The following is a 14281-nucleotide window of genomic DNA, read 5'->3' as shown; positions in this document are numbered from 1 at the left end:
CCTAGTAGACAGCTTGATAACGTCTTTTTCTACAACGCTTGATAACCCTTTTTATCATTAATGTTGATAATAGTTTTTTGAAACAATTTCGGCTAACGCCAAGCTTTTGCCGCCATTGTTTGGCGGTTAACGGCTCAGTAAGCGCAGCCATACCTTTAAGTTCAAGTTCGTCTAACTCTGCTCCACTTATGTCCAGGTTAGGTAAATTTGCTACTAGGTTGGCATTGTTTTTCAACTTAACAATCACCCCTTTTACGGATAGCTGCTGTAGAGCATTTGAAAACGATTCAATTGGTAGTTCGACATCAAATCTCAACCTACGGTTTGATATAGGGTTACCATTTTTAGATTGAGTTTTTATCACCGTATATAAGAGCTTCTCATCATGGGTTAAGGTTCTTGTGTCGCACCGTTTATCCGTGGTTACCCAACCAGATTTACGAAACCTCTTTGTGTCATTTTTGATTGAGCAAGCCTGCGCCATGACACCAAATGTACGACATTGATAGATAAAAGCCTGCCCAAGTGATTTGTCATTAGTAAGGACGTATCTCGATACGTTGATATCTTGAGTCGCAATTAGGTTCTTAATCAGTTCAGCCATTAAACTGAAATCAGCGCTATTTTTACCCTTTGGATAGGAGTTGATAACGGAAATGCCAGCAATTTTAAACTCGTGAATAAAGCTTTGTACCTTAGTAAAGACTACCACCTCATGCGGATTTATTTTCCTCTCAGCTATATATTTCAGTACTGAACATGCTGACACATTTTCAAGGTCTACGAATACTCTTAGCGGTTGCTCTCGAATCTTCATAAGCGATTTTCCGCAACAACTTGTTTGGCAACAGCATTGATAACATTAATGAGTTCATCAGTTTCAACATCATGGTCAAAGTAGATGATTTTACTGCCACCAACTAAAATGCTTGGCGTCTGCTTAGGTTTAATTTCTTGATACTGCTCAAACAGTGTTCCTGTTTTAGTGTTCGAAAGATAGTTTATTAATTTATGGTTATTTACGCCCTCTTTAAGAAACCAATCATGCAGTTGACCAAGCGTGTTTAGGGTTTCATTTTCCTCGATGATCATGTGATACATTGCTTTATCAAGCTTGGCTGTAAAGTCAATTTGCTCACTGATAGCATGCGCCTTAAGGACTTCTTCAGTCATAAAGCGAGAGGACATAATAGGAAGTTGTTTTACAGCAATGTTCACGTCAATCTTGTCTGCAATCGACTCCCACTCATAATGAAATAATCGGTTTGGTGCACTGTCATAAGTAAATAGTAATCGGACTTCATTTGGTTCAGTGAAAGAGGTTTCAACGTCCACCACCTCAATCTTATCGGATACCGTTAGTTGATTGACATTTTGCTTAGCGACGCTTTCAGCAAGCTTTGTTTGGTTTTCGTAGTTACTACTAAATGAAAAACCAAAGTAAGTCATGGCTATCATTGAGACAGATACATAAAGCACTGACCACGAAATGATATGAGTAAAAACTTTTGCCGTCAGTGGTGTTTTAAGCGGCTCATCACTGTGTGTCACAGTAGTTTCAATCGGTTTACTCATGCTACACCTCCATAATCAATGGATGTTGCTTAATTTCGATGCTCAGTTCACGGGCAATGGCTCGTGTGTGATCATCAAGGCGGTCCACCAGCACAAGGTCAATCAGGTCTGGTCTTAAAAGGCTTAACGTAAACAAGTGCAGGCGTGGTGTATGCATGATTTTATTTTCAACGGATACGTTGATCAGCGATAGGCTGTCAGAGCGTGATATATTCGTGGAAACCAAGATCCAGAAAAAATCGCGCAACTCTTGAAAGCATGGTTTTTCATTGAATGATGGCACCAAGCTGACACCATATTTTTTCTGTAGGTAGGAATCGCAGATACAGCGTATATCTCGTTCATTGATGGCAGAAAGTTCAGCCATGAGCTCCGCATCAGAGCAAAACTGTAAGTAGACATTGAACATCTGTGAACATTCTTGCTTGTCTGACCAAACATCCAAGTCTTGTAAGTCGGTAATGGATTGGTGAGCTCTCATAACGCATTGGCTAATAAGCCTAGCGCGCATCTCTTGTTGAAATTGAAGTTGAGTCTGCATGTATTTGTCCTTAATGATGGCTACACCACTAAAGGCGAAAACTGTTTTTCAACAATGAAAATGCCAAGAAGAAGTGGTGTGTTCCTCTTGGCATGGGCGGGTTTAGATTAATTTCTTGTTAATTTGGCTTGTCTGAGCGTACATATAAAGGGCTAAGATCCCACATTAAACCGACATTCTGATAGGACTTGGTTCGCTTTTCGAGCTCCTCTAGTGCGTTTCTAAGTGCCTTATTCAAATCGTTTCGATTTGCTGCGTAAACAGAAATGCTTTCAGAATACACCCCTGCTCTTTTCTTTATTGCCGATGGATGAGGCTCAGAGACATTCACCGCACTGCCTTGACGAATTAAGGAAGCACCTTGGTTTAATATGTTATCAGCCATGTCTCGATTAAATGAAGTCACGGTGACTGAAGCAACGGCAGTATAAGGTGGCTGATTAGCCTTTTTACGCTCTTTCATCAAAACTTTGGAAATGTGTCTGTAATCTTGGGTAGTCAATAGATTGAAATAGGCATTATCGACATCACGCGTTTGAATCATCACTTGCCCATTGCCGTTTCGCCCGCTTCGACCGCTCACTTGAATTATGTTAGAACTTAATACTTCCAAGCTCCGGACATCATCGGTACTCATTAACTCACCATCCACGTCCACAACTACAACAAGGGTAACTTTAGGAAAGTGGTGCCCTTTACTAAGTATCTGCGTGCCAATAATGATTTTGGTCGATTCATCATTAATCGCATCAATCATATTCGCTAACGCTTGTTTTTTTGACGTTGAGTCTGAATCTACTCTCACGATTGCATTGGGGTTATTCTCCAATAACTCTGGAAAAATCTCACTTAAATCATTCTCTATTTTCTGTGTGCCAATGCCTAGATTTCCGATCTCACCGTGACACACAGGGCAAGTTCTCTCTGGCTTTCGAGTTGCCCCACACACATGACAATGCAGGCGATTAGTTAGATGAAAGTGGAACGGTTTATCGCATGGTTTGCACGTTGGAACATAACCACAATCCTCACATTGAGTGAGAGGATTGGCACCACGACGGTTTAGGTATACAAGGCACTGATTGCCAGCGGCTATCTCTGCTTTCATCTTTGTAATAACTTCATCAGACAATCCAGCACGCAGTCTTTTCCCTTTAATATTGACCAATGAAATTGGAGCTAGCTTGTGATTTGTCGCTCTGTGATTGAGAAACAGACGCGTGTATTTACCATCTTCAGCATTCTTTATGCTCTCAAAGCTTGGCGTGGCGCTTCCTAGAACTACAGGTACTTGATACACCAATCCCTTTAATACGGCCAAATCCCGAGCATGAAAACCGAAGCGTTTTTCTGCATTTTTAGCGGAGCTGTCATGTTCTTCATCAACGATTATTAACCCAATGTTCTTAGCTGGCGTAAACACGCAGCTGCGAGTGCCAATTAAGATCGGACTAACTCCTAGTCGAAAATTGTTAAAAGCTTTCGCTCTTTCCGTGTCGTTGAGCTTACTGTGATAACAACCGATATCTACCCCTTTGAATCGGCGTTGAAATCGAGCAATTAGCTGTGGTGTTAAGCTGATTTCAGGCACAAGAACAAGTACCTGTTTACCTTGTTTAATCGCACGTTCAGCCGCAGCGAAGTAAACTTCAGTTTTTCCTGAACCAGTCACACCGTCTAATAGATAAGTCGTGTATTCGTCTTTAGAGGTTATCGCTTCATAAGCTGATTGCTGTTCATCGTTGAGAGTGTGTTTATCTGATTCATTAACAATGAGCGTCTCTGTGAATGCTGGCGTTGCTTGTTTATGAATTTCTACATATCCCTTAGACAATATCGTTTTAACCAATGTCGAGCCATATAGAGCTTTCAATTCAGAGAGCAAGCAAACATTACGCTCACTGATATATTTAGAGGCTTCATACTGTTTCTTTGCTCTTTTAGGGATCTCAATATTGTCCTTGAGTGACACAGTTTCAATAACTGGTGCGTCCATGCAGTCTCCATCACGGACTTTCTTAGGTAAGCTAGAAACGAACAGATCCGCATAGCACGCTAAATAGTAATGCTGCGATATATCCATCAACCGAAGCGTTTCTGGATCTAAAAAGTTGTAGTCCAGCACCTCTGCTACTTGCTTAACCTTAGCACCATGAACATTAGGGTTCGCGTTGTGAATTGAAGTTACTATTGCAATTCTTTTTTTATTACCGCGCCCAAAAGGGATACGTACCCTAGCACCCAATAGCATATCTGGTGTTTCAGTGTCCAACAGCTCATGGGAAAAGGTGAAACAAGATCGAATTGGTACATTCAGCATAACTTGAACGAAGATATTCATAAGCAGCTCTCCAAAAATTCATTCCCTGCCAATATCAGCGAAGATTTAAAGCCGACAAGTGATACCCCTTTCGCTTATATCAGTAAGTGCAAAAAGAGGAAGTGTCATGCTGAAAGACAAAATTTCATCGTTACGAGAAAGCATTACTAACTGCCTGTCTGATTTCAAAGAGAAATTTGACGACCAAAACCTGCAATCACACATTTCTATATGGAAAAAAAAACTAGAGGGAAAAGTGGAGACAGGTGTATTCAAGCCAAATCGGAAAGTAAAAGGTAAAAAACCGGCTGTAGAGCAAATCCCCGAGGAAGAAGACCAACCTATTGGTTTAGTGACCGCTGAGCGACCGGAATCGACTCCACTACACGAAAGCACGCTGAGAGTCAGTTCGAGAAAGTATCGTAATCACATCGGCATTGCTCAAGTCATGGGAAAATCGTTAGAGTTAAGTTCAGAAAAGGAGGCCGGTGATGACTAAAAAAATAAGCTTGCTGTTCCTGATTTTTGTGTGGTCGATATTTTATGTGTCGGCCAATATTCCGACAGTTCTATCAACTCCAGAGCATGTGGTCTTTAGCCATGTTAATAAGGTAACCAAACTCTACAGTCTTAATAGTGATTACAAAAACATTTTACTTAGAACCAAATCGGCTATTGCGGGCAGAGAGTGTTATACAAAAGATAACGAGCAATACTGTGACGTTAAAGTAAAGTTCATTGGCCCACACACTATCGATTCGACAAAGTGGGTCCAATACAACATCACTGCCCAACTGAAACAAACCAAGCACTTTGGTTGGATTTTCGATAAACCTCTCGACCAGAGAGAGATACTGAAAGTTTCAGGCACTGTTCCGGCATCTGAAGCTCTCACTTTACCTGATACAATAGACAATCAGCACGACAATTATTTCTGGGGTATCTCTTTTGTTATTTCTTGGCTGATCTCTCCGTTACTCTTTGTATTCTTCGTCGCAACACTATTGATGAGTAAGAAAATGACCGTTGCAACCACATTTGGACTTGTTCAGCTATTGCTCGCTACATACCTAAATACCTATATCTCCGGTTACCACTTTCACGAGTTTGAGATATATCAACAGATCATAGGAGCTTAGGTTATGGATTTAACAGTCACCCCACTTGTTGAAATGATGATGGTTGCTAAAAGCTTTGTGAAAGCAAATAAAGAGCTTAGCTTTTCCTATGATGAGTCGACATTCATAGCGTCACTTCAAGCTGAAAACTTTTTGCTTACAAGAACGGCTTTTGGCTTAGTTAATGGTTCGAGTTTCACAGTCAATGCAAGAAAGCTGCTTGAAATTGCTAATACCTTAGAGACAGACATCATAAAGCTTACAGTAGAAGATGCCTGGCTCACCTTGAGCGTTAAGCGTTCTAAGTACAAAATTCAACAACTAGAGTTACCACTTAAGATGGACTTTCCTAAGCCATGTCATTCAGAATTTTCCCTTTCAAGATCTGATACGAATTTACTTGAGGGCATGAGCAAGAGTGCAAATCAACATGACTTTAGAGAGGCGATGCAGTCTGTCATCATTGAAAGTCGTGAGGGTTATCTTTCATTTGTAACCACCAATGGTCACGTACTTGTTGTTGGTGAGAAAGAAAATAATGATGACCACTTCAGTTCCCCATTGATACTGCCAAAAGCAATGGTTGGTGGATTGAAAAAACTGGCTTCATACAGCGACAGGATAAACATCAAATTAGGTGAAGACCATCTGACAGTCGTTGGCCAAGATATAAGTATTCATGTTCCACGAATTTTAACAGCAACTCCAAACTGGAGACCATTTTTATCCTTAACCTATGACTGTATTGGCGAGTTGCCTTTTAACCTAAATGACTCTGTTAAGCTTGCAATGACAGTTATTGATAAAGGTGACACTAAAAATAAACTCACGACACCACTGCGCCTAACGAGTGATAATTTAACGTTGAAGTTGGAACTGGATACGAGTATTAACCATTTTGATAAATTACTTGATGCAGTCGTTGATGAATCGAAGTCTACGGTTTCAGTTGTTGAACTAGAATCCCCGCGACTAAAAGACTTTACTCTGGTTATGAACCCAATCTATTTAAAAGACGCACTCACCCACTTGATATCACATGGCGGGGGTAAGTCAAAAGTCACCATGCACCTTAACGCAAAGGAGCAGCTATTCAGAATGCAAAGTGAAAACAACCTCAACTATTTCATAAAGGTTGCTCTGAAACGTTAATTTGATTTGGGCTGATTAATCTCATGAAGCCCAATCAGCCCATTCAATCTCCGAAAACCTTTTTCGCTTATTAGTTATGCCAGAGGCAGAGGCCATTACAAAATCGAAAAAGGAACATACTATGAAAAAGTCAAAAATCGCTATCGCAGCTGCAGTGTTCGCAACCGTGCTTTCAGGTGCAGCACTAGCCAAATCCAAAACATTCGACTACAAAGATCTGTCGGCACTTGACCAAGCTCAGACTCCTTTCGTTGAAGTTATCAACAAAACTGAAGAGTCTATCTGGTCTCGTCACCGCCGTCGCTTCTAATTGTAACGGAGTGCTCACCGCTTATAAGCGGTGAGCTTCTTTATGATTATCATAACCCCCAAGTTACAAAAATATCTGGATGATGCATTCACCATCAATCTAGGGGCTACCGAGTTTGCCCAGCCTACTTCAACACAGTTTCAAGAGAATTACATTGGTATCCTTGCAAGACTCTACTTAAATGAAGAGGTCTTTATTCAGACGCAGAAGCATTATGGAGAGTATGTAGACATTCTCTACATTGAAGTAGCTCAGCAGTACCCTCGAGTTGAAGAGTATTTAACAAAAACCGCATCTTCATACATTGGTCAACGCTATCTGATGGATGACTCGTTAGGTCACTTTAAACGTCTTTATGATATGGATTGTTTGGACCCCATCCCTCCCAAAATCATTACCGAACTTACTAAAACTGAAAACTACGATCAAACGCTTCACGAGTTAATGATATGGAACCAAGAGCACGTATCAGAAATTGACTTGTTTATAATGAAGTGCTTTACGACTACACCTTTAGAAATTGTTGAAAAAGATTACGTCGGCTTAAAAGTAACATTGGAAGATAACTGTCTAGATTGTTGACATCATTTAGAAACAAATTTATGGCTAAACGCGTCATTCACTTGACAATGCCGACTCATTAATTACCATTCAAAATAACATAATAACAACAAAGTATGAGAAATGCGTTAAAAACCAACACAACTAGGGGGTTTGCGCCCTTTTCGGCGAAAAGTCCAGAGTGAGCTTGCAGGCTAGGTGTTATAAGGAATTCAAGTGATAGCATTATTGGTTTTTGTATCGATATAACGCTATGACGTTTGAGTCTACCTTTAGATCACAACCATTTTGGGGCTAAAAAACCACATGAATCACTATCTAAGTGTCACACTTATTCATGTCATAACTTAAATGGCATTAAAACGTTAAGTTCTTATGCATTTTGAGCAACTGATTTTTTTAAATTTAGCTGCAATTATTACTGCTCTGTAAAACACAACGCCCACCAAAGCCTTTACGGTAAAGCTCTGAAGGCGAGCAATGGACTTTTCGCTGAAAAGGGCGCGAAACCCCAACTACATCTCAAGGAAGAGAACTGTGGTACTAAACAGTCTTTATACAAACCTCATAGTAAAGTGCGTCCTTGCTACTGTAACGGTTATGCTTGTTGCAAGTGGAGCCTTTACTTTTATGATAAAAAAGAATTTTGATGAAAACATCGAATATCAGAAAGGTTATGTTGATCGAGATATTCTAAATATCTATTTTGATAAGTCATTTTACTTGGCAGGTGATGATGTCAATCTCCGCGACCAGTTCTACAGCCGGATTCGCAACAAAATCCAATCCAGTTTTCCTCTTGTTCAAACGATTACTATAGCTAATGAGGAGTTAGAGGTAGTATCGACGCTTACAAATACTAAGTTAGGTGATCACGAGGTATTACCTATCGAACCGCATCTGTTGTCTCAATGCCCTAACGAAGACAAGACTACAAGCTTAGGAACTTCAGTCTACTGCATCGATTTATCTTATCTCTTTAATGAAGACACTTATAACTCCCCTAGTCTATTAACTGTCAATGATAGCTCAGCGATTGAAAGGCTTAGTGATACTTGGCAACCAATCGCTGATGAAAAATACATTTTCATTCAATATAAGACGAGTTCTTATCTCAATTGGTTAATGTCATCACCTGAAATCTTCGCGATGATAGCAGTACTCTCATTAGGTGGGGTAGCAATTGTTGTCGTGTACCTCCAGTGTAACCTTATCCCTCAATTCAAGAACTTCTTTGAGCAAACTAAACAACTTACTCTGGGAATAAAAGAGTTTAAAAGCACTAACTACAAAGAACTGGACTCACTTCTAGAACAATTGCAAAGAGCTATTGGCGATCAAGAGGCTATTAGACGAAGCACAAGAGATGCAGCGGCTGCTAGTATGATTCACGACTCTAAAACGTTCTTGCTTACCATTTTACCAACTATTGAATCACTCCTTGATCTAACAAATAATCAATACAAAACGATCACAAAAGAGCAAGCTGACGTTCTTAATAAAGCTTTACTGGTTATTAAGTTGATAAACCAGCAAACGCTAGATTCGGATATGGTGACACGCTATACATTATTAGATAAGTCATCCGAGGCCTATTTACCGTTAACTCACGATAATGAAGCCAGTGTGCCAATTTCAGAAGTTATCCAGCGCATATTGCAATTGGTGAACTTCAAGAACGCAACGTCAGGAATGAAAGTTGTTGTCATTCCCGATATCAAGATGCATTCATCGTATAAAGTGAATGAATTTTTTGTACGAAAATGTCTTCAATCACTAATATTCAATTCCTCTAAATACTCAACACCTGACGACGGAAATTTCGATAGTAAACTCATATTCTTAAAGATCATTACAAGGCAAGGGTCTACACCTGGCTCTGATGAACTTGTGTTTCAAGTGATTGATCAAGGTTTAGGGGTACCAGTAGAAATCGAAGATAAGATCTTCAACGAAAAACTCACTGACGTGGTGTTCAAAACTAAGTCATCATCTGGTCTTGGGGTTGATCTCTACTATCTCAATGAAACAGCGAAAGAGACAGGTGATAAGCTCAGATACATCAAGACTGATAAACCGCGTGGGGCGACATTTGAGTACTCTATACCTCAAGCGATTCACAATGGCTTTTCTGAGTTCACTAAACCGGGTGTGGCAAGAGTGTTGATTGACCTATCTGATGGTGTTATCAGAGACCATTTGGTGGAGCTTACTGAGAATGCGGGTTATCAGATCGTTCAAAATAACATCTTTGACTTTGCTGTGACTGATAAAGAAAGCCTGGTCAACTCAGTAGAAAACGCTCTATACGTCAATTACGCCAGTGAAAACCTGTTTAATCTGAAAGAGAAAGGTCATTATTTAAGCTCTGAGCAACACTTGGTTTTATTCGATTACTTAAGCGTGCTAAGCAAAGTAGAACCCATTGCGCACCAACACTTACCTGCAATTAACCTAACTGCCAGAAAAGGGACAGTTTTGCTCGTCGATGATACAAAAGAGATCTGTAGTGCCAACAAGAAGATGCTGCAATCGTTAGGGTTTAATGTCATTGATTTCAATAGAAGCGCCGAGGCTATTCGATGTTTTGAGACCAACCCTGCTGGTTACGACTTCTACGTTCTCGATTTCAAACTCAATGACAACGACTTTTCTGGCGGGTATCTGTTGAGCGAGTTACATCAAATTACGCAAAACAAAAATCTACCCAAAAAGCCAGCTATCGCGCTTTCCGCATTTCCAAAAGACGTTATAACAGCAACAGATAAAGAGCACGGTCATCTCTTCGATTACTATGTTACGAAGAACCTTATAAAAGAAGATCTGGTATCTACAATTTCAACGTTAATCAATGATTATGGGCTCGATATTCGATTTGATCCTCAAAGCATCAGTAAAAAGCATTATTCGCAATCTATCAGCATTGTTCTCGAACTCGAATTAATCCGTGACAGACTTGTAAGTTCATTCGATAACGATAATACGAATATGCTCGTTAATGTATTGACCGACCTCAAAGACCTTAGTTACGCGATGACGCTTGGTTACTTAACGGATGAAAAGATCGACTCATGGATAGCTCGCATCAAGAACTCTGGCAAAATCTTTAATGACTTTGAGTACATTCTCAACTCTATTGATGAAGAGATTGCTAACAGTGAAGAAGCTGCGTTCCAGCATCAAATAAGCAATAATGAATCTTTAAATAGGGATTTGTTTATACCTAATTACAACCTAAAAGAGATTGATAAGTCATATCTAACCGCCTTGCACAAATCTTTAAGTAATATGGTTGAGGAAAATGTCTTTATTTCTGCTGTATCTACAGCCGAGATCTACAGCAAGGTCACATGTACTACACAAGATTTAATCGGCATTTCATACGAAAGCTACCTTGAGGCAGCTGAACAAGCTAAGAATACAGCTCCAAAAAGTCTCATAGAATACCATAAGAAAATATCTGTATTTTTGCAGACCCACGACCGCCCATGCCTAATGTGCTCTGAAAAATTAATGGTCAAAGAGTTAATAGATCACATAGATGATTACCTCTCTGACTCTACGTATAAAGCAGAGGACCTGATTAGCTACATCGAGTCTATGTCTATTAACTTGATTGTTGACATAACTAAAGATGAGGTCAATATGGCTCTGCTAAATCAGCAATTAAGATCCAATGTCGATCACCTTGTTGTCACACTTCGTGACGTTGCTAGTTATTATTTAAGTCCGGTGAACTTAGAACACTCATACCATGAACATATGCCCGAGAAATCTGCTTCTGAGGTCATTATTTCAGACTACTCAGCTGCACAACCTCAGTCATATATCGAGTTTGAAAGTCCACCTAAACCCCTAAAAAAATAAATCTTCATAAGTCAACGAATCTCTTTTTTGGTTTTCGCTATTAACAGTACGAGCCAAAAAATGGAGATTCGTTATGTTTCTAGGACGCTGGCTACGGGACCGCAATGATGCGCTGTCGATAGCTAACAAAGTAACAACCGTGATACTGATCCAGACGATACTGCTTGGTGCAGCAATATTGTCTGCATCACGAAATCATGACCGCATCGTACTTACCCCTCCTTATCTGGATGAACGAGTCACCATGTCTTATGACGCGGCGGCCTCTGGCTTCCACAAAAAATACGCCCTCTACGCTGCCGTTCTAATGGGCAATATCACCCCAAGAAGCGTTTCTGTCATTGTCGATAGTCTTGCAGAAATGTTTGAGCCACAACTCTACGCTAAGTTGCGCAGTAATTTATTTGCACAAGCCAAAGAGTTACGAAGCAAGCAAAGCTCTATTCGGTTTGTACCCGACAAGATCGTTTACGACGTGAATACGGGCAAAACCTACATTAGCGGTGAGCAAACCATCATTGCCGCATCTACTTCTGAAAAAACGCGGAGAGTTACATATGAATTCCGAATCAAGATTGACAATTATCAGCCAAGCATCAGCTACTTCGACTTCTATGCTGACGAAGATCGCGCTGAGTCTTAGTCTTAGCCTTGTCCTTGCTTCTACAAGTGCTTTTGCAGAAAAAAGCGTAACAGCAAGGCAAATCCAGAACCCGACACAAATGACTGATGTAAAAATCGAAAGTGGTCGAACAGAAGTTGTCGTTGCAAGTTGGCAGGATATGAACGTTATTCACACCCCTTTTGATAACCCGAAAATTATCAAAGATGTGGACATCAACTTCACTGTAGATGGCAGTTCTATTTATTTTCGACCAGAAGAAAAATCAAAACCCTTTGGCATGTTTATCAGTGAGCGTGACGACGAAAAATCACCAAAACTCAAACTCAATGTCATTGCTACAGATCTACCGGTTGGTGCTCAAATCAACTTAGTGCTTAAAGACGACAGTTGGGAGTTAGACAAGGTCGCTAATAAAGCTGGCCGCCCTGATGACTACATTAACCCAATGCTTGAAACCTTTGAAGAAATAGGCAAGTACCACCCTAAAATTCCTCCTGGTATGAAAGGCATTGATATTATCGACAACGAACCTAAGTTCTATGGCAATACTCTACTTATTCTAGAAAAGCGTATTCGCACTCCTTTGTTTGTAATCGACCAATATACTGCAACTAACCGAGCTAATGTCGTCGTAACACTCTCAGCAGATGACTTCTTAGCCGCCGGTGCTAACGAAAATATGGATATTTCAGAGATGGTGAATAATGCCGTTTCATTCTATCCGAAGAAAACGTTAAACCCTGGCGAGTCTACCAACGTATTTTTGATGAGGGCTAGACAATGAGTTTAAAAGAGAAATACAAACAACTGGATAATAAATCCAAAACTTACGTTCTCTGGGGCGGTGTTGGTTTAGCAGTAGTGGCAGTGATGTTTCTACTTAAACCAGAGCAAGAAGAAGTTTCCGTGCCTGTTGAGCAAAACCTTGAAGTTACACCGTTCATAGCTTCAGCTGATGATGTTGATATTGAATCACTAAATGTCCGTCAGCAAGCAACAGAGCGTGACATAAAAAACGTGCAAGCGGGTATCGGACAAGTCAACAAACAGATGAGTGAGATCAAATCAATGTTGAGCTCAGAAGACCGTTTACAAACTGCCCCTGAAATTCTCTATGAACTTCAACGTAAAGAGCAGCAGAGAGATAAGCAAATTGCTGAGTTGCGACAGCTTATAGAAGAACAACAGTCCGTTGTCGTCCTACCAGAGCCCTCAATTGAGGATGAAGACGAAGTGGAGTCAAAGGAATTTGATTTCTTAAAGGATACGGACGAAACGATTTTGGAAGATTCTGAAGATGATACTATTGAGTTTGAAAAAAGAACCTCTACGACTACTCGCAACCAAAGTGATAATGCTTACTCAAGTTTACCAACCGATCCACTAGAGCTGCTTAGACAAAGTCACGAAAATTCAGGAAAGAAAGACGCGCTAAATACTGACAATATGTATATTACGGATGATCAATCACCGCCTTATTCAAATAACGGACTCAATGATCCTACCCAGGGTTTAGCGCCAAAAAATAGAATTTCTATCATCCAAAGTACAAGGCCACCAGCACCGGTTGTAAGTGATGAAACTGAGTATCTTGGTAAGCGTATCAATGCAGGTTCATTAGTTCCATTGACACTATTAACGGGCGTTGATGCACCGACAGGCAAGCGCGCTGCAGATAAATTATCAGCTACCTTTGTTTTGAGTGGTGAAGCTCGACTCCCTGATGGTTCAAAGATGAATCTAGACCCTTGCCGAGTCATTACTGACGTACAGGCTCATAAGACGGAAGCACGCGCCTATTTCAGACCTTACAAATTGTCGTGTAAGTTTGAGTACGGTGATCTTGATATGCCAATCACGGGGGCGATTAGTGGGCCAGACGGTGCATTAGGTATCAAAGGTCACTTAGTCAATCCATCTGGTAAAGCGGTCATGTTCTCAACTCTCACCTCAGGCATTGATTTGTTTGCAGTTTGGTTAGATAGTGAGATTGATACTATTGAACTGGCTGGTGGAGACACACTGAACTCTGGTGGCGGAGCAGTGGCTTCAAGTACAGCTCCACTTCGTGAATACTACCTTGAGGAAGCAAAAGAGCTTCAGCCATACGTTCAAGTTCGTCCACTTGTTCAAGCTTCTATGATTGTACTAGATACACTAACTCTTGAGTTGCTTGAGGACGTATCGAAAAGCAAAAAAGTAAGGAAGTAGT

At 40.5% G+C, this 14281-nt stretch carries 13 protein-coding genes; 9 read left to right on the top strand and 4 right to left on the bottom strand.

All coding sequences use genetic code 11. From position 1 onward, the window contains the following. Position 1: 1 nt before the first annotated feature. From VA249_RS22435 to priA, 4 genes are all read right to left on the bottom strand, one after another. Entirely contained in the window at positions 2-817 is an 816-nt protein-coding gene (locus VA249_RS22435; protein WP_176703693.1) for a PIN domain-containing protein, read from the bottom strand. Beyond that, positions 814-1575 carry a hypothetical protein gene (locus VA249_RS22430; RefSeq protein ID WP_176703694.1) on the bottom strand — a complete coding sequence of 254 codons (762 nt, stop codon included), beginning with the start codon at positions 1573-1575 and terminating at the stop codon, positions 814-816. Before VA249_RS22430 ends, VA249_RS22435 begins: the two co-directional genes overlap by 4 nt. Position 1576: 1 nt before the next feature. Further along, positions 1577-2116 carry a hypothetical protein gene (locus tag VA249_RS22425; RefSeq protein ID WP_176703695.1) on the bottom strand — a complete coding sequence of 180 codons (540 nt, stop codon included), beginning with the start codon at positions 2114-2116 and terminating at the stop codon, positions 1577-1579. Positions 2117-2234: 118 nt separating this feature from the next. After that, positions 2235-4457, bottom strand: a complete 2223-nt coding sequence (gene priA, locus VA249_RS22420; RefSeq protein ID WP_176703696.1) for a replication restart helicase PriA — start codon at positions 4455-4457, stop codon at positions 2235-2237. A 106-nt stretch (positions 4458-4563) separates the two neighbouring features. Here priA and VA249_RS22415 point away from each other — a divergent pair, with 106 nt between their 5' ends. The 9 genes from VA249_RS22415 (at position 4564) to VA249_RS22375 (ending at position 14280) form a co-directional block, all read left to right on the top strand. Next, positions 4564-4935: a hypothetical protein gene (locus tag VA249_RS22415; protein WP_176703697.1), complete on the top strand. Its 372-nt coding sequence runs from the start codon at positions 4564-4566 to the stop codon at positions 4933-4935. Beyond that, the gene (locus VA249_RS22410) at positions 4928-5575 is read left to right on the top strand and encodes a hypothetical protein (protein ID WP_176703698.1); all 648 of its coding nucleotides are present in this window, start codon (positions 4928-4930) and stop codon (positions 5573-5575) included. The genes VA249_RS22415 and VA249_RS22410 overlap by 8 nt, the downstream gene beginning before the upstream one ends. Before the next feature lie 3 nt (positions 5576-5578). Further along, entirely contained in the window at positions 5579-6706 is a 1128-nt protein-coding gene (locus VA249_RS22405; RefSeq protein ID WP_176703699.1) for a hypothetical protein, read from the top strand. A 121-nt stretch (positions 6707-6827) separates the two neighbouring features. Further along, a complete protein-coding gene (locus VA249_RS22400) occupies positions 6828-7016 on the top strand; it encodes a hypothetical protein (RefSeq protein ID WP_176703700.1) in 189 nt (62 codons plus the stop codon). 42 nt (positions 7017-7058) lie between these two features. Continuing rightward, entirely contained in the window at positions 7059-7598 is a 540-nt protein-coding gene (locus VA249_RS22395; RefSeq protein WP_176703701.1) for a hypothetical protein, read from the top strand. Positions 7599-8057: 459 nt separating this feature from the next. Further along, positions 8058-11444 carry an ATP-binding response regulator gene (locus VA249_RS22390; RefSeq protein WP_221072301.1) on the top strand — a complete coding sequence of 1129 codons (3387 nt, stop codon included), beginning with the start codon at positions 8058-8060 and terminating at the stop codon, positions 11442-11444. A gap of 73 nt (positions 11445-11517) precedes the next feature. Continuing rightward, complete coding sequence (locus VA249_RS22385; RefSeq protein ID WP_176703703.1) at positions 11518-12087, top strand: TraE/TraK family type IV conjugative transfer system protein; 570 nt, start codon at positions 11518-11520, stop codon at positions 12085-12087. Further along, the gene (locus VA249_RS22380; RefSeq protein ID WP_176703704.1) at positions 12002-12853 is read left to right on the top strand and encodes a type-F conjugative transfer system secretin TraK; all 852 of its coding nucleotides are present in this window, start codon (positions 12002-12004) and stop codon (positions 12851-12853) included. Before VA249_RS22385 ends, VA249_RS22380 begins: the two co-directional genes overlap by 86 nt. Continuing rightward, positions 12850-14280, top strand: coding sequence for a TraB/VirB10 family protein (locus VA249_RS22375; RefSeq protein WP_176703705.1), 1431 nt, complete (start codon positions 12850-12852; stop codon positions 14278-14280). The genes VA249_RS22380 and VA249_RS22375 overlap by 4 nt, the downstream gene beginning before the upstream one ends. Position 14281 lies beyond the last annotated feature (1 nt).

Source organism: Vibrio alfacsensis (genome assembly GCF_019670485.1).
Taxonomy (GTDB): domain Bacteria; phylum Pseudomonadota; class Gammaproteobacteria; order Enterobacterales; family Vibrionaceae; genus Vibrio; species Vibrio alfacsensis.
This window is presented reverse-complemented; position numbering and strand designations above follow the sequence as displayed.